Source organism: Pseudomonadota bacterium (genome assembly GCA_013285445.1).
Lineage (GTDB): Bacteria > Pseudomonadota > Gammaproteobacteria > Xanthomonadales > Wenzhouxiangellaceae > Wenzhouxiangella.
Genome location: CP053448.1, coordinates 327984 through 343187, shown reverse-complemented (window position 1 = coordinate 343187; position 15204 = coordinate 327984). Strand labels below are relative to the sequence as shown.

The window sequence follows — 15204 nt, the reverse complement described above, 5'->3', positions numbered from 1 at the left end:
CCGATCAGACGGCATCAAGGTGCAAGACGGAGCCGATGTCCGGCCCCGCCTGTCACAACGCTGCCCTATGGTCCGCTGAACTCGAACCGGTCTTCGAACACCTCGTCGGTCTGCGGTACAAACCCGGCTTCAACGGCACAGGCCGCGGTGATGTTGGCCGCCGTCCAGCTGCCCCCGCCGGCATCGATCGGGGTGCAGGTATCACCCGTGACCGTGTCCACCGACCAGCCGGGATCCGGCGTGACAGTGAAACTGGCCGAGTTGCCGTGGTCGACCGACTGGCTTGCCGGCGTGATCGTGCCGCTGCCCCCGCCGACCGATGCGGTCACCGTGTAGCTGTTGATCTGGAAGCTGGCCGTCACCGCACAGGCCGCCGTGATGTTGGCCGCCGTCCAGCTGCCGCCGCCGGCATCGCTCGGCGTGCAGGTATCGCCCGTGACCGTGTCCACCGACCAGCCGGGATCCGGCGTCACGGTGAAACTGGCCGAGTTGCCGTGGTCGACCGACTGGCTTGCCGGTGTGATCGTGCCGCTGCCGCCGCCGACCGATGCGGTCACCGTGTAGCTGTTGATCTGGAAGCTGGCCGTCACCGCACAGGCCGCCGTGATGTTGGCCGCCGTCCAGCTGCCCCCGCCGGCATCGATCGGGGTGCAGGTATCACCCGTGACCGTGTCCACCGACCAGCCGGGATCCGGCGTGACAGTGAAACTGGCCGAGTTGCCGTGGTCGACCGACTGGCTTGCCGGCGTGATCGTGCCGCTGCCCCCGCCGACCGATGCGGTCACCGTGTAGCTGTTGATCTGGAAGCTCGCCGTCACCGCGCAGGCCGCGGTGATGTTGGCCGCCGTCCAGCTGCCGCCGCCGGCATCGATCGGCGTGCAGGTATCACCCGTGACCGTGTCCACCGACCAGCCGGGATCCGGCGTCACGGTGAAACTGGCCGAGTTGCCGTGATCGACCGACTGGCTTGCCGGCGTGATCGTGCCGCTGCCCCCGCCGACCGATGCGGTCACCGTATGCGGGCCCGGCGTGGTTACCGCGTGGGTAATCTCCAGGCACCACTCCACCAGCGTTCCGGGATCCGGGGTGACGCTGTCGGATGCGTTCAGCGTCCAGCTGCCGTTGGCCGGAAGCCCGTCAAACACCGACAGCGGATCGTTGGGCGTGGGGTTGCCAAACAGCGCCGGTGGGGAACCCGCGCACTGGTCCTCGACCGGGCCGTCCGTGCCCTCGTCATCAGTCCACAGATCGAAATTGCTGCCGCTGCATCCATAGGTGGACGTCGGCACGCCGGGCCGATCGACCACCATCGCCTGCGCGCTGCCGTTCGGGTGCGTCAGCCTGAAAGCGAGGTCACCAACCCAGCTGTGGGTGCCCTGAATGTAGACATTGACGTCCAGAATGTTCTCACTGACGCCAATCGCCATCGCATCGTCGACGCCGGCCGGATCCCCATCCGGAATCGCCAGATTCGGCGTGTTGCAGACCGTTACCGTGGCCGAAGGAATGACCGCCAGGCTGAAGTTCTGGGTGGTCAGGCCACCATCGGTCACGGTGACTCCGCTGACCGTTTGCGGGCTGTGCCCGCTCAGACTGGCGGTGACGTCATACACCCCCGCCGGCAGCGTCATCGAGTAGTTGCCCGCGCCATCGGTCAGGTCCGACTGGGTAACCGGGCCAACTGCCGTGACGGTCGCGTTGGCCAGCGGATTGCTTCCGTCGTCGACCAGGCCATCCAGCGTGCCAACCGGCCCGGTCTGAATATCGCCGCTGACGACCAGCGCGAACGGCTGCGGGCCCTGCGGCACATTGAAGCCTTCGATGGTCATCGTGTAGGTGCCGGCGATGGGCGCCAGGTCGATGCCTTCGATATTGTTGTTCCTGTCGGCTGAGCCGCCGGTCAGGACCTGATTGCCGCGATGCACGATGCCGTTGGGATCTTCGACAACCAGATCGAGATCGTTGACCAGGACGCCATGGCTCGCCTCGGTACCCTGATAGTCGGTCCAGACCAGGGTAAACCGCAGTGGCGTGGCCGAGGCAATCGCGTCGAGACTGACCTGGTAACTCTGCCCGGTACCCAGCCCGGCATGCTCTTCGAACCACAGCGTTCGATTGCCGCTGTAGATCAAGCTGTTGGCCAGGTCCACCCGGCCCCAGCCCTGATTGTTGTCCGGGCGCTGGGTCACATCCTGCGTTGCCCCGGCACCGTACTGTCCTGGAGTCATGTCGTAGGCGCCGTTGACCAGCAGACCCTTGACCAGTGCGGCCGTGGGGTCCGTGCCATGGACGGTCTGGAAGTACTCGCGCACGATGGCACTGGCGCCGGCGACCAGCGGTGTGGACATGCTGGTTCCGCCCATGTACAGGTAATAGGTGTCGTAGACGCCCCAGCCGCTGCCGGTGCTCTCGTTTCGGGTTGAAACGATATTGGTTCCGGGGCCAACCACATCAGGCTTGATGCGCCCGCTCAGGGTGGGCCCGCGACTCGAAAAGGCCGCCATGCCGCTGGCGTTATTGGCCACGGCATCCGAATTGATCGGGTTGGCGGGAAAATCACTGGGCCAGGCCGCACCCCAGGTAAACGAGTTGGTGGCCCGGACGTTTTCCGACGCGCCAACGGTAATCACGTTCTTGGCCGTTCCGGGCATCCCGATCGAACCGGGATCGACGACGCCGTTGGAATTGGCGTCCGTGCCGCTGTTGCCGGCCGAATACAGAATGACCATGTCTTCATTGTTACGAACGAAACGGTCGGTCTCGCGGGTGAAGGTGTTGTACTGCCCGAAGCCGCTCGTGTATCCCCAGGAATTGGTGTTGGTGCGCAGTGTCGTATCGACCGCACGCAGAACGCCGTAGTAGTCGTTGTAGGGTGCGCCCGGCAGCCCGCTGAAGTCGTTGCAGAAACTCCAGACGTACAGACCGGCTTCCGGCGCGATACCGGCATTGGAGCCACTGTAGTCCTGGTTGGGGATATCGGCACCGCTGCGAAAGCCGCTGCCGAGCACCGATCCGGCCACGTGCGTGCCGTGCGAGTGGTTATCGGCCCAGGTGCCGCAGCCACCCGGCCCCCAGGTGCCGCCGACCACTCGTCCGGAAAAATCGCTGTGCACGGTCGCGGCGTTGCCGGTGCTCAAGCCGGTATCGCCGACCGCCACGATCTGATTACCACCAAAAAGCCCGAGGTCGGTCTCGACCTGGTCCTTGGCCATGATCGCGTTGCTGCGCGCCACTTCATTGTGATAGGCGGGCTCACGCTCGGGCTCGATCCAGGCCACGCCCCGGATCCGGCCGAGATCGACAACGGCGGTTTGCGGCACGCTCAGGCGAAAGATGACCCCGCCGCCGGTATCGGCATGCCGACGGGCAATCTGCGCGCCCTGCGAGACAAGTTCTCCGGTCAGCTGCTCCACGGGTTCGCCGGGGAACAGGCGCACGACCAGTGCCTCACGGAATCCCGCGCGCGCATCCGGCAGTGCATCGATCAGTTCATTGCTCAGCCGAAACGCCGGCTCGTAGCGACCCACCCAGCGCACTGGCGCCAGCTGGCGAGCCGCGGTGACGGCATTCGGCGCCATGCGCACCAGATAGGCAAAATCCGGGACGTAGTCCATGACCTCGGCACCGATCTGCTCCAGACGCTTGCGCCAGTCCGATCGAATCGGGCCCTCGAACTGCACGATAAAGTAGTCGACGTCCCCGGACGACGGCCCGGTCCAGGTCAGCTGCGGGGGAAGGGCGGGCACTTCGAGCAGGGGATCGAATTCGGCCTGCTGCAGGCGGATCCGGAGCGACTGCCCGGATACCGGTGCATCACGCCCGGCCATCGACCCATCCGGCGTTTGCGCCGACGATTCCCAGGCCGCGCCAAGAGCCAGTGCCGCCAGCGCGGCGGACAGGACGACTGATCGAAATAATTTCATGATCTGGATCCTTCTCGATAAAGTAGATCGAACTCTGCACGGCACGGCGGCAACCTGTGTCGAAACCGGCGGCACTGAGGCTCGCCAAACATAGCCTTTTGGCGCGTCAATGGCAATCTCCGCCCCGAACGCGCCAGGCCCTGGCGGGCCACGCGGTTCATGATAGGCTGAGCGTCGATTGGCGCGACCGACGACCAGAACAGATTAAAGAACCCTGCCTCATGATCCGGCTCCTACCCTTCGCTGCGACTCTGTTCTGCGCCGTATCGGGCCTTGTCGATGCAGCGCCCGGTTCGTTTGCCGGCGATGAATTCCGGATCAACACGCACGAAGCCAACGACCAGCGGGTACCCCTGCTGGCGAGCCATCAGAGCGGCAACACGCTGGTGGTCTGGCAGTCGCGCAACCAGGCCGCAGCTGGCTGGGATATCTTCGCCCGGGCACTGAGCGCGAGCGGGCAGGCCCAGGGTGACGAGTTTCAGGTCAACGTGTTCACCGGCGGGCGCCAGGACGGACAGCATCTTGCGGCCCTGCCCGAGGGTGATTTCGTCGTCGCATGGAACGGTGGCGATCGCAGCGGCGCCAGCCACGGCATTCACGCGCGCCGTTTTACCAGCAGCGGCATGCCGATCAGCGCCGATTTGCCGATTGGCGGTATGTCCGAGGACCTTCAGATTCTGCCGCGCATCGCCGGCGCACCCAACGGAGGCTTTCTCGTCGTCTGGGAGGGGCGCGGTATCTTCGACGACACGCTGAGCATCCACGGCCGGTTCATGTCTTCCGACGGCACGCCCAGCGGCGCGATCGAGCGGATCAGCCAGTACCAGAACACCAACCAGCGCCGCGTCGATCTCGCCCGCAACGCCGACGGGCGCTACATGATCGTCTGGCAAAGCAGCGAGCAGGACGGTGAGAGCTGGGGCATTTTCGGGCGCTGCCTGACGGCCGACGGTGATGGTGGCGGCGAGTTTCAGATTAATCAGTCAATCGACGGTGCGCAGAGCCAGCCGCGCGTGGTCGGCTTGGGCGATCGCGGCTTCGCCGTCGCCTGGCACGACAATGCCGGGCGCAGCTCGTTTGAATACCGCCGGATCATGCTGCGTCATTTCGACCGCCATTGCGATCCTCTCGGTGACGAACTTCAGGTCAACCAGTTCGACGAAGGCATCCAGGATCTGCCCGCCATCGGTGCCGGCCCGGACGGCAGCCATATCGTAGTCTGGCAAAGTCTGCCCGAAGACTTCAAGCTACAGGGCATCTACGCGCGACGGCTCGATGCCAGCGGTGCGTTTCATGGCGACCCATTCCGCGTCAGCCAGGAAGCGGAAGCCTTTCAGGATTTCCCCGACGTCGACATGCTGCCGGACGGAGGATTTTACGTCGTCTGGGAGTCGATCGGCCAGGATGAGTCCGGCTTCGGAATCTACGGGCGGCGGTTTGACGGACCCACTGCCGCAATACTGACGGCGGTCTCAGGCGGCAACCAGGTCACCGAAGTGGGCCGGGCATTCCCCGAACCGCTTGTGGTCCGGGTCAGCGATCAGTGGGGGCAGCCGCTGGGCGGTCAATGGGTGCAGTTCGTCAGCCAGGAAGCCGGTGCTGGCGGTCTGTTTGCCAACGGCCAGCCCGCCGAGTCGGCAACGACCGATGCCGACGGGCTGGCGGTGGTCGAAGTGCAGGCCAATGACGTCGCCGGACAGCACGAAGTGCTCGCCCGGACCGGTGAAGGCGGGATCGAAGTGCGGTTTCAGCTGGAAAACCGCGGCATACCGGCCCTGGCCCCGATCGCCGTTCCGGCCGCGTCGGGCCCGGCCTGGCTGGTGCTTGTGGCCGGTTTGCTGCTGATTGGCCTGATCTGGACAAAGGCTGCTACCGCAGCCGGTAATCGTCCTTTCTGAGCATCAGAACCGTTCCAATGTGAAATCCGCGCCAGTGATTGTCGGGGATATTGGCTTGGCGCAGAACCTCCATACCGAACTGCTCAACCGGATCGAACCTGGCCGGGACGTTTACGATCTTGCCCAGGTGAGATGCAATATCGTCGTTCCCGAATCTGCGAACGTGATCAAACTGCCCAAACCGGACGTGACGCTCTTCGTCGCTCAAGTCCTGGAAGCTTTCGTCGTATTTGCCGCGCATGAAAGGAACGACAAAGACGTGCAGACCATCGTCCTTGAGCATTCGGTGCAAATGAAACAGCGTATAGGCAATATTGCAGGGTGAATGCTCGAGCACATGCGAATGAACAATCAGATCGAACTCGCAGGATGGCCAGTCATCCAGATCGCACAAATCGATGCGCCGGCAGGTTCTGGCGAAGGCGTAGCGCTCCGGATCAATGTCGGCGACCACGTAATTCTCCGCTTTCAACCGCCTGGACAGCGCATCGAATAACCCTCGTTCAGGCGCCAGGTGCAGGACCCTGCTCTCAGCGTCAAGCCGGATATTCTGGAGGTAGAGCCACAGCAGCCGCGTCCGTTCCAGGGAGCCACACTTGCTGCAGCGGACATTCGGTCTCGATTTCATGTCGACAAACTTCTTGCTGCCACAAAGATTGCAGTTCATCCTTCCTCCTGGCTTGGTTTCTGCAGTTTCGTGCGATCTGCGATCCGGATGACCGGGTTACGGATAGCTCTAGGAAGCGCTGATGGTAGCCTGATTTGCAGGCCGAGTCTCGCCCTGGAGCCCGGTTCAGTGGCCCCGGCGGCCCAGCGCTTCGGCCCGCCTGAGCCATTTCCGGTGATGGCCCGCTGCTGCACTGGCTACGCGACCCACGAAACAGGCGCGAACCGGTCGTATTCCGCAGAAATGCAGGATATTGCGCTTGAGATTGCGGTAACCATGCGCCCCGAAATAGCAGCGGTAGACCATGCCCGGCATGCCCATGGTAATGATGACTCGCGCCGACTTCCCCTTGAGAAGACGCTGCCCTATGCCGCTGCGGGCATCGGCGGCAAACGCAAATCCAGGCCGAAGGATCTGTTCCAGGAAGCCCTTGACCCGGGCTGGCGCCGTGCCCAGCCACAATGGAAAGATGATCACCAGATGATCGGCCCGTGTGATCTTCTCCTGAACCGGCCGCAGCACTGACGGCAGCGCTCCCCCGGTCCAGTCCTTTTCACTGGCCAGGAGCGGGAAGTCCAGGCCGGCCAGACGCACATCGTCGATTTGATGCCCGCCCGCCGATGCGCCCCGGCGGTAGGCCTCGGCCAGGGCATGACCGAAATGCCCGCCGGCCGGATCGGGATGACCCTGAATGATCAAAATTCGTCGCTGACGAAGCGCCATTGGTCAAGGATAGCTGACCTCATGAAGGCGGCGATTGACGGGTATCAGTCCGCACCACAACGACACCGGGCCGCCAGCCCGGTGATACGTCGGTGTACCATACGGGACTCTCGATTGAAGACCCGCGCGAAAGGATTGCCATGGTTGCCAAACGCCTGCAGGGAGAGCTCAAGCCCGCCTGTCAACAGGAAGAGTACGAGGTCCGCTGGGAGGATCTGCCGCTGTCGTGCCCGACCCCGGCCATGAAGGTCTGGAACGCCCACCCGCGCGTCTACGTGCCGGTGCATCGTTCGGGCCGCGAAATGTGCGAGTACTGCGGCGCCGTCTACGTGCTCGCCGATCCCGAGCCGGATCAGCCGATGCCGATGTTCGACAACGCCGAGATCGAGGATCGCTTTCGTCGCGCCCAGCAGCGCGTGCGCGACGAACGCAGCCGCGACGTTTGAGTCCACAGCAGCGCTGATCGATCGCGTTTCGGCGCCGGGCTGCCTGCCGAAGCGGGCTTGCAATTGATTCATCATGCCCGAATGTTATGCTGGAATTGACCGTCATCAAGGACGGTCGTCGTTTCAACATGAGGAGAGCCATGATGAGGAACTGGAGCATTGTCGTTCTGCTGGCCGGCCTGCTGGCCGTCGGGACACTGGCGGCCGAAGAGCCGGCAGATCCACCCGCCGACGAACGTGAGAATCAGCTCAGCCTGCTCACCGGCACGCCCGCCGAGGGTTTCGACCTGGCTGTAGAGCTGGCGCGCCGCGCGGTCGTCGCCACTCAGCCGGACAAGGACGTGCTGTTCGAACAGCGGCCCGAGTACTCCGAGGATGCCGGCGACCTGATCGCGGCGTCCCACGTCGTGGCGGTGCATTTCCAGACCATCGCGGCGGCGAACGATTACTGGCGCGATTACGTGACCGAGTGACCGGCCCGCGACGGGCCACGCGCGGCGCGGCCCGTCACGATGATCGCTCGCACAGTTCCTCGATGACCTCGCGCAGCACGACCGCCTGGTTGTGCTCGTCGTCCCTGGCCCCGTAAAGCAGCACCAGCCCGTCCGAGCGGGCCATCTCGGCCAGCTCCCCGAGCTTTTCGCGCTTGTCGTCGTCTTTCAGTTCCTTGCGGTACTTCTGCTTGAACGCGGCCCACAGCTTCGGGTCGTGGCCGAACCATTTGCGCAGCTCGGTCGACGGCGCGATCTCCTTGTACCAGTGGTCGAGATCGGCCTCGTCCTTCGAAATGCCACGCGGCCAGACGCGGTCGACCAGTACGCGGGTGGCGGAGACTTGACCCTTGTCGTCATAGATGCGCTGGATTCCAATCTCTGGTTTGCTCATGCCTGACCTCTCGTGATTTTGTCAGAATGCTTGCCGGAACAGCGCCAGCTTGTATCCGGCGATCGCCGCGCCGGGTTCCAGGGCCCCTGGCGTCGGTGCGGGCCGACGGCCGCAAAACCCGCCAGTCACATGGCTTCGCGAACCGCCAGTCCATCGCGCTCGAGCGCGTCGAGCAGACGACGCTGGTGAGCGCGATCGCGGGTCTCGAGCTCCAGGGTGATCTCGGTCAGCCCGACCTGGACGTGAACCTCACCGCGACGGTGACGAACTTCGCGCACGTTCATGCCCAGCTCAGCCACCCGGTTGATCAGTCCGGCCAGGCTGCCCGGGCGGTCCGGCAGGGTCACGGCGATACTCAGCAGCCGCCCGCTGGCGCTCAGGCCGAAATCGATTGATCGACCGACCAGGGACATGTCGATGTTCCCGCCCGAGATTACGCAGGCAACCCGTTCGTCGCGCCCAATCGCGATCCGGCCTTCGAGCAACGCCGCCAGGGCAACGGCGCCGCCGCCCTCGGCGATGGTGCGGGTGGTCTCGAGCAGCGTGACGATGGCGCGCGCGATGGCGTTGTCGTCGACGGTCACGATCTCGTCGACATATTCGGCAATGACCTGCCGGGTCAGCTGGCCAGGCGCCTTGACGCTGATGCCGTCGGCGATCGTGCGGGCCTGCGGGTCGATCGGCTCGAAGCCGCCATCGTCCAGGAAATGCCGCCAGGGTGCGACGGCCTCGGCCTGCACGCCGATCACGCGCACATCCGGGCGCTGCAGCTTAAGCGCCAGGGCAATGCCCGACAACAACCCGCCGCCGCCCAGTGGCACGACCGCGACGGTCATGTCGGGCATGGCCTCGAGCATTTCCAGGCCGCAGCTGGCCTGGCCGGCGATGATGTTCCAGTCGTCATAGGGCGAAACGAAGACCAGCCGCTCGCGGTCGGCCAGTTGGCGAGCGCGCACGGTGGCTTCTTCCAGGCTGGTGCCAACCTGCTCGATGCGCGCACCCAGCGCCTGACAGGCATCAACCTTGGTCATCGGCGCAGTCTCGGGCATGACCACCACGGCAGGCAGGCCGAAACGCCGGGCCGCAAAAGCCAGTGCCTGGGCGTGGTTGCCGGCCGACGCGGCCACCACGCCCGCCGGTCTTTGGTCCTGCGCATCCAGCAGCGCCAGCTTGTGACTGGCGCCGCGAATCTTGAACGAGCCGGTCAGCTGCAGATTCTCGTGTTTGAGGGCAAGCGATGCGCCGATGCGCTCGGCCAGGCGCTGGCTCTCTGACAACGGCGTGTCGATGATGCGGTCGCGAATACGCTCGCGCGCGGCTTGCAGTACACCGAGATCCAGGGGTATTTCACGATCGTTCATGGGCCATCTCCCCGACTGGCATCCGCCAGACCGGTGCCGTGCTCAGATCGCCAGTCGCTGGCGTCGTTCAAGCCGTTCCAGCAGTTCGGCCGCGCGCTCCTGCAGGGCGCGGTAACCGGCTTCCCACTGCCCGTTGCGTGGCGTCGTTCCCGCCAGGCGCAAGAGTACATCGCGCATGGCGCTGTTGTCCTCGACGACGCGGTCACGCTCTGCAGCCAGTGCCTCGATCTGATCGACTCGCACCAGCTCCACCGGCTGATCCTCGCACACGCCGATGCATGGTTGTGGCGCTTCAATCTTGCCACAGCCGATGCATTCCCAGGCCTGGATTTTCTTGAGCGGCAGAGGCTTCATAGTGGCAGCCCGTTAAAAAAGTATCTAATATCCATATTATGGCAGATTCCCCGTCTACAAGCGATTCGCAAGCCCCCGCGGGGCGGAGGCGACCGACTCGGTACGTCACTGAAACCGTTTTTTTCCCGGCGGCCGCCGCCTACGGAGCCGTGGCCGTGCCGCTGTCCGTGCACGGCATGCTGGGCGGGTCCTGGGCTCCGCCGGGACTGAGCAATCCGTCGGCTCACGCCCACGAGCTGTTGTTTGGCTATGCGCTGGCGGTGGTGACCGGCTTTCTGGTCAATCGTCTGTCGATGCGACGCATGCTGCTGCTCGCCTTGCTGTGGGTCGCTGGCCGTGTGACCTTCCTGGCGCTGCCGGGCAACAGCCTGGCGCTAGCGGCCAATCTCGGCTTTGCGCTGGCGGTCGCGGGCACCGCAGCGCCGCGCTTCATGAAGGCCGCCAAGAAATGGCGCAATCGAGTTATCGCGCCCCTGATTCTCGCCATCTGCGCAACCGCAGCCGTTTCGCAGACCGCCATCTTCGGCGGCGCTGCCATCCTGACCTGGCTGGCGCTGTCCGAGGCAGTGCTGCTGTTCGCGCTGCTGATGCTGTTTTTCGGCGGCCGGCTGATCGCGCCGGCCGCTGCCGGTGCCATCGAGGCCGTCGGTGGTCGTCTGACGGCACGCGTTCAGCCGCGTGTCGAAGGTGCATTGCTAATCCTGATGGGCGCTGCACTGCTGTGCAATCCGTTTCCAGGGCTCCGCGTCCCAACCGGCGCCATCCTGATTGCGGCCGGCGCGCTGGCGTTGGTCCGACTGCTGCGCTGGCGGCTTTGGGCATGCCGCGCGAGGCCGGACCTGCTGTGTCTCGGCGTCGGCTATGCCTGGCTCAGCCTGGGCCTCATTCTGCTGGGCCTGGATCGCACCGTCGGGATCGGCACCGTCGGGGCCGGGACGACGCATGCCATCACGGTCGGCGCCCTGGGGACGCTGACCACCAACGTCATGCTGCGAACCCGTCTGCTGAGGCTGCGCAAACCACCGGTCGCGATCGCAGGGTGGCTGATCGCCATCACGACACTTCTGGCCCTGGCCACGATCGCCCGCATACTGGCTGGCGGCGAAGCAATCGTGCTGGCAATGGCCGCCGGACTTTGGTGTACGGCGCTGACCCTGTGCCTGGCGCTGCTATCGCGCCATCGCTGACCTCCGGCGCCAGAGTCGCACCCGAGACGCGGCGACCTGCATGCACCAAGGCCGCACAGGCCGTCTGCCACAGACCAATGGGTATCCCGGTGCCAGCTTACGCGCCCCAGCCGGGGTGGTCGAAATACTCCGGATAGATATCGATGGCCTGGTGCAGGCGGTGCAGGCCGTCATGCACATCGTCGCTTTCACGCAAAGCAACGGCGGCGCCCATGATGGCGGCCAGCAGCTTGTGCAGCTCGGCGTCGGCGTCGGGCGGCAGCTTGCAGTTGGCGAACATGAACTGGACTCGATCATCGATGGTGTCGGCCAGCTGTTCGGCCTGCTCCCGATCCAGCGCATCACGCTCGAACGCTGAATGGGCCGTCTCGAAAGCGGTCCGCAAGTCGCTCATCCCCTGGCGCAGGGAGGCGTCGGTGGCCCATCGCTGGCCCTCGTCGAGTGTCAGTTCGGGCATACCCGCATCACCATGCTTGCCGGCATGATGCTGCGCATGTCGATCGTGACCGTGCTCCTGGTGGTCATCCAGGGCCCAAAGCGGCGACACCAGCAGCAGGGCAACAACGGCCAGCGCGCAATGGATCTTCCTTGTCATCAAGACTCTTCCTTGGCGTGAGGGGGATTGCATTGTAGCGAAAACCGCGCGCGCTCAGCGCCACTCTGACCGCCCCCGCCGGCCGGCTGCGCTGCATCGAACAACACGGTTGACGTGCGGCCCGAAGGATCATTAGAATCAACCGAACGAACGTTCGATCCAGTATTGGTCGAGCGGCTCAACTGACCACAGGAAACCGGCAAACGATGCAAGCGATTCAAGCCTGGGGCATGTTCGTTACCGCGGCCCAGCAGCCACTGCAGCGGCGGGCGTTCGAGATCGCGCCCCCGGCCCGTGACGAGATTGTGGTGGAGGTGGCCGGCTGCGGGCTTTGCCATACCGACCTGGGCTTTCTTTCCGGAGCAGTTCAGACTCGTCATCAGCTGCCCCTCGTTCTTGGTCACGAGATCAGCGGCCGGGTCATCGCCGCTGGCGAGATGCATCACGATCTGATCGACCGCGCGGTCGTGATCCCCGCCGTGCTGCCCTGCGGCGACTGCGAACTGTGCCGGGCGGGGCGAGACAACATCTGCCAGCGCCAGAGAATGCCCGGCAACGACTTCAACGGCGGTTTCGCCAGCCACGTCAAGGTGCCGGCGCGCTTCGTCTGCCCGCTGCCCGATGATCTGGGCGGTTTTCCGCTGGCCGAGCTGTCTGTGGTCGCCGACGCCATTACCACGCCCTACGAGTCCGTGCTGCGAAGCGGCCTGGCCGAAGGCGAGCTGGCGGTGGTCATCGGCGTCGGCGGGGTCGGGCTCTACCTGGTCCAGCACGCCCGCAACCGCGGCGCCCATGTGGTCGCCATCGACATCGATTCCGACCGTCTGGCCGCAGCCGAGCAGGCCGGCGCCGAGCTGACCGTCAATGCCGCCAACTACGATCCACGCGAGCTGCGCAAGCACCTGCGCCAGTTCGCCAGCGAACACGACTATCCGGACAACCGCTGGCGCGTGTTCGAAACCAGCGGTACGGCCGCCGGGCAAAAAACCGCCTATGGTCTGCTGAGCTTTGCCGGCAGCCTCGGGGTGGTCGGCTTCACCATGGACAAGATCGAGCTCAGACTGTCGAACATCATGGCCTTCGACGCCACCGTGTTCGGCAACTGGGGCTGTTCGCCGCGCCACTACCCGGCGGTGGTCGAGCAGGTGCTCGACGGCCGCATCGAGGTGCGCGCCAATGTCTCGCAGTTCCCGCTGGCCGATATCAACGAGGTCATCGACAAGGCCAATACCCACCAGCTTGACGCCCGCGCGGTGCTGGTGCCCTGAAACGGAATTCACATCAACCCGACAGTCACGCCCTTATGCGAAACCATCATCTGATCGACAGCCAGGAATACCGCGACATCCAGTTCGAAAAGCGCCCGCTCAAAGACGCCGACGGCAACGAAGTGCCCGGCCTCTACAACGCCTGGATCCTGCTCGACAACCCGTCCCAGCTCAACTCCTACACCACCCAGGCCGTCAAGGAACTGATCCTGGCTTTTCGCCAGGCTTCCTGTGACCGCTCAGTGGTGGCGGTGGTCTTTTCGGCCGTCGGCGACCGTGCCTTCTGCACCGGGGGCAACACCAAGGAGTATGCCGAGTACTACGCCGGCAACCCGCAGGAATACAAGCAGTACATGCGGCTGTTCATCGATATGGTCACGGCCATCATGCTGTGCGACAAGCCGGTCATCAACCGCGTCAACGGCATGCGCATCGCCGGCGGCCAGGAAATCGGCATGGCCTGCGATTTCACCATCGCCGCCGACACCGCCCGCTTCGGCCAGGCCGGCCCCAAGCACGGCTCGGCGCCCGACGGCGGCTCGACCGATTTTCTTCACCTGTATGTCGGCATGACCCGGGCAATGGAGTCCTGCACCCTGTGCGAACACTGGTCGGCGCATGCGGCGGTCAATATCGGCCTGATCAACCGCATCGTGCCGGTGCTTAAAGGTCGCGACGGCCAGTTCATTTCCAACCCGATGGTCTCCACCGAACCCTTCGACGCATGGGGCAACCCGGCCTACGGCGCGTTCAAGACCGGCGAGGCCCGCGAGCAGGCCAAGGCCGTGATGGCCGACTGCGAGGTCGACTTCACTCTGCTCGACGCCGAGGTCGAGAAGATGGCCTGCAAGCTGTCGATGACCATGCCCGATTGCCTGGCCAAGACCATGGAGTCGGTGCGCAAGAAGAAGCTCGAGCACTGGCAGCAGAACTGCGAGACCAACCGTTCCTGGCTGGCGTTGAACATGATGACCGAGGCACGGGCGGGCTTTCGTGCCTTCAACGAGGGGCCGAAGCACAACCGCGAGGTCAACTTCCACGAGCTGCGCCGGGCCCTGGCCGAGGCCCATCCCTGGGACGAGGAACTGTTCAAGCGCATCATGCCGGGTCATGACTGATGGCTGATTCACTGCTCAGGATCCGAGAGCGCTTCGACGGCCAGGTGCTGGAGCTCACACTGGCCGATCCACCGGCCAACGTGCTCTCCCGGGCCATGATGGTCGAGCTGCGCGAGCTGTTTGCCGCCGAGCGCAAGCCGTCCGCCCGCAAGGCCGTCGTCATTGGCGGCGAAGGCAAGCATTTCAGCTTTGGCGCCAGCGTGCCCGAACACCAGGCCGATCAGGTCGGCGACATGCTGCCGGTCTTTCACGCCATGGTCGGCGAAATCCTCGACCACCCCGTGCCGGTCATCGCAAAGATCTCCGGGCAATGCCTGGGCGGCGGCTTCGAGCTGGCCCTGGCTGCAAGCCTGATCTTTGCCGACGACAGTGCACGTTGCGCGGTCCCGGAAATCCAGCTGGGCGTGTTCCCGCCGGTCGCAGCCGTGCTCCTGCCGCACATGGCGCCGGCTGCGCTCACATCGCGCATGGTGATCGGCGCCGAGGCGCTGGGCGCGGTCGAGCTCGAGCGTTTCGGTCTTCTGGCTGGTCGCTGCGTGCCGGGCGAGCTGGACAACCTTGTAGCCCGCTGGATCGAGGAAAACCTGCTGCCGCTGTCGGCCGCCAGCCTGCGCATCGCGCATCGCGCATCGCGTGCGGCCACGGTGGCGCACTACCGCGGCCACATCGATGCAGCCGAACGACTGTATCTTGGTGAACTGATGCAATCCCACGACGCCGGCGAGGGCATCACCGCCTTTATCGAGCGCCGAGCGCCGGACTGGAAAGACAGGTAGCCC

General features: G+C 64.8%; 14 protein-coding genes. 7 read left to right on the top strand and 7 right to left on the bottom strand.

Annotated elements, in window-relative coordinates:
• Nucleotides 1-65: 65 nt before the first annotated feature.
• Nucleotides 66-3923, bottom strand: a complete 3858-nt coding sequence (locus HND55_01685; protein ID QKK01471.1) for a S8 family serine peptidase — start codon at nucleotides 3921-3923, stop codon at nucleotides 66-68.
• A gap of 221 nt (nucleotides 3924-4144) precedes the next feature.
• Between HND55_01685 and HND55_01680 the strand changes: the two genes are divergently transcribed.
• Nucleotides 4145-5821, top strand: a complete 1677-nt coding sequence (locus HND55_01680) for a hypothetical protein (protein QKK01470.1) — start codon at nucleotides 4145-4147, stop codon at nucleotides 5819-5821.
• Here HND55_01680 and HND55_01675 read toward each other — a convergent pair.
• Entirely contained in the window at nucleotides 5793-6488 is a 696-nt protein-coding gene (locus HND55_01675; GenBank protein ID QKK01469.1) for a methyltransferase domain-containing protein, read from the bottom strand. The genes HND55_01680 and HND55_01675 overlap by 29 nt on opposite strands.
• A 126-nt stretch (nucleotides 6489-6614) precedes the next feature.
• A complete protein-coding gene (locus HND55_01670; protein ID QKK01468.1) occupies nucleotides 6615-7211 on the bottom strand; it encodes an NAD(P)H-dependent oxidoreductase in 597 nt (198 codons plus the stop codon).
• A gap of 140 nt (nucleotides 7212-7351) precedes the next feature.
• Here HND55_01670 and HND55_01665 point away from each other — a divergent pair, with 140 nt between their 5' ends.
• Both HND55_01665 and HND55_01660 read left to right on the top strand, forming a co-directional pair.
• A complete protein-coding gene (locus HND55_01665) occupies nucleotides 7352-7657 on the top strand; it encodes a zinc-finger domain-containing protein (GenBank protein QKK01467.1) in 306 nt (101 codons plus the stop codon).
• A gap of 143 nt (nucleotides 7658-7800) precedes the next feature.
• The gene (locus HND55_01660) at nucleotides 7801-8130 is read left to right on the top strand and encodes a hypothetical protein (protein QKK03947.1); all 330 of its coding nucleotides are present in this window, start codon (nucleotides 7801-7803) and stop codon (nucleotides 8128-8130) included.
• Nucleotides 8131-8164: 34 nt separating this feature from the next.
• Here HND55_01660 and HND55_01655 read toward each other — a convergent pair whose 3' ends face one another.
• The 3 genes from HND55_01655 to HND55_01645 form a co-directional block, all read right to left on the bottom strand.
• Nucleotides 8165-8542 (bottom strand): DUF488 family protein, encoded by a 378-nt coding sequence (locus tag HND55_01655; GenBank protein ID QKK01466.1) that lies wholly within the window; start codon nucleotides 8540-8542, stop codon nucleotides 8165-8167.
• Between the two features lie 125 nt (nucleotides 8543-8667).
• Nucleotides 8668-9903: a threonine ammonia-lyase gene (locus HND55_01650; GenBank protein ID QKK01465.1), complete on the bottom strand. Its 1236-nt coding sequence runs from the start codon at nucleotides 9901-9903 to the stop codon at nucleotides 8668-8670.
• Nucleotides 9904-9945: 42 nt separating this feature from the next.
• A complete protein-coding gene (locus tag HND55_01645) occupies nucleotides 9946-10257 on the bottom strand; it encodes a hypothetical protein (GenBank protein ID QKK01464.1) in 312 nt (103 codons plus the stop codon).
• A gap of 38 nt (nucleotides 10258-10295) precedes the next feature.
• Between HND55_01645 and HND55_01640 the strand changes: the two genes are divergently transcribed.
• Nucleotides 10296-11444 (top strand): NnrS family protein, encoded by a 1149-nt coding sequence (locus HND55_01640; GenBank protein QKK01463.1) that lies wholly within the window; start codon nucleotides 10296-10298, stop codon nucleotides 11442-11444.
• A gap of 97 nt (nucleotides 11445-11541) precedes the next feature.
• Here the strand turns inward: HND55_01640 and HND55_01635 are convergent, their stop codons facing one another.
• Nucleotides 11542-12039: a hypothetical protein gene (locus tag HND55_01635; GenBank protein QKK01462.1), complete on the bottom strand. Its 498-nt coding sequence runs from the start codon at nucleotides 12037-12039 to the stop codon at nucleotides 11542-11544.
• 230 nt (nucleotides 12040-12269) lie between these two features.
• Here HND55_01635 and had point away from each other — a divergent pair, with 230 nt between their 5' ends.
• From had to HND55_01620, 3 genes are read left to right on the top strand one after another with little or no spacing between them, the layout of a single operon-like run.
• Nucleotides 12270-13307: a 6-hydroxycyclohex-1-ene-1-carbonyl-CoA dehydrogenase gene (had, locus tag HND55_01630; protein ID QKK03946.1), complete on the top strand. Its 1038-nt coding sequence runs from the start codon at nucleotides 12270-12272 to the stop codon at nucleotides 13305-13307.
• Nucleotides 13308-13342: 35 nt separating this feature from the next.
• A complete protein-coding gene (gene oah / locus HND55_01625; GenBank protein QKK01461.1) occupies nucleotides 13343-14425 on the top strand; it encodes a 6-oxocyclohex-1-ene-1-carbonyl-CoA hydratase in 1083 nt (360 codons plus the stop codon).
• Nucleotides 14425-15201: a cyclohexa-1,5-dienecarbonyl-CoA hydratase gene (locus HND55_01620; GenBank protein QKK01460.1), complete on the top strand. Its 777-nt coding sequence runs from the start codon at nucleotides 14425-14427 to the stop codon at nucleotides 15199-15201. The genes oah and HND55_01620 overlap by 1 nt, the downstream gene beginning before the upstream one ends.
• Nucleotides 15202-15204: the final 3 nt, after the last annotated feature.

Excerpts from the sequence above, each read along its gene's own strand:
- HND55_01685 (QKK01471.1), bottom strand. The coding sequence starts at position 3,923 with ATGAAATTATTTCGATCAGTCGTCCTGTCCGCCGCGCTGGCGGCACTG.
- HND55_01680 (QKK01470.1), top strand. The coding sequence starts at position 4,145 with ATGATCCGGCTCCTACCCTTCGCTGCGACTCTGTTCTGCGCCGTATCG.
- HND55_01675 (QKK01469.1), bottom strand. The coding sequence starts at position 6,488 with ATGAACTGCAATCTTTGTGGCAGCAAGAAGTTTGTCGACATGAAATCG.
- HND55_01670 (QKK01468.1), bottom strand. The coding sequence starts at position 7,211 with ATGGCGCTTCGTCAGCGACGAATTTTGATCATTCAGGGTCATCCCGAT.
- HND55_01665 (QKK01467.1), top strand. The coding sequence starts at position 7,352 with ATGGTTGCCAAACGCCTGCAGGGAGAGCTCAAGCCCGCCTGTCAACAG.
- HND55_01660 (QKK03947.1), top strand. The coding sequence starts at position 7,801 with ATGAGGAACTGGAGCATTGTCGTTCTGCTGGCCGGCCTGCTGGCCGTC.
- HND55_01655 (QKK01466.1), bottom strand. The coding sequence starts at position 8,542 with ATGAGCAAACCAGAGATTGGAATCCAGCGCATCTATGACGACAAGGGT.
- HND55_01650 (QKK01465.1), bottom strand. The coding sequence starts at position 9,903 with ATGAACGATCGTGAAATACCCCTGGATCTCGGTGTACTGCAAGCCGCG.
- HND55_01645 (QKK01464.1), bottom strand. The coding sequence starts at position 10,257 with ATGAAGCCTCTGCCGCTCAAGAAAATCCAGGCCTGGGAATGCATCGGC.
- HND55_01640 (QKK01463.1), top strand. The coding sequence starts at position 10,296 with ATGGCAGATTCCCCGTCTACAAGCGATTCGCAAGCCCCCGCGGGGCGG.
- HND55_01635 (QKK01462.1), bottom strand. The coding sequence starts at position 12,039 with ATGACAAGGAAGATCCATTGCGCGCTGGCCGTTGTTGCCCTGCTGCTG.
- had (QKK03946.1), top strand. The coding sequence starts at position 12,270 with ATGTTCGTTACCGCGGCCCAGCAGCCACTGCAGCGGCGGGCGTTCGAG.
- oah (QKK01461.1), top strand. The coding sequence starts at position 13,343 with ATGCGAAACCATCATCTGATCGACAGCCAGGAATACCGCGACATCCAG.
- HND55_01620 (QKK01460.1), top strand. The coding sequence starts at position 14,425 with ATGGCTGATTCACTGCTCAGGATCCGAGAGCGCTTCGACGGCCAGGTG.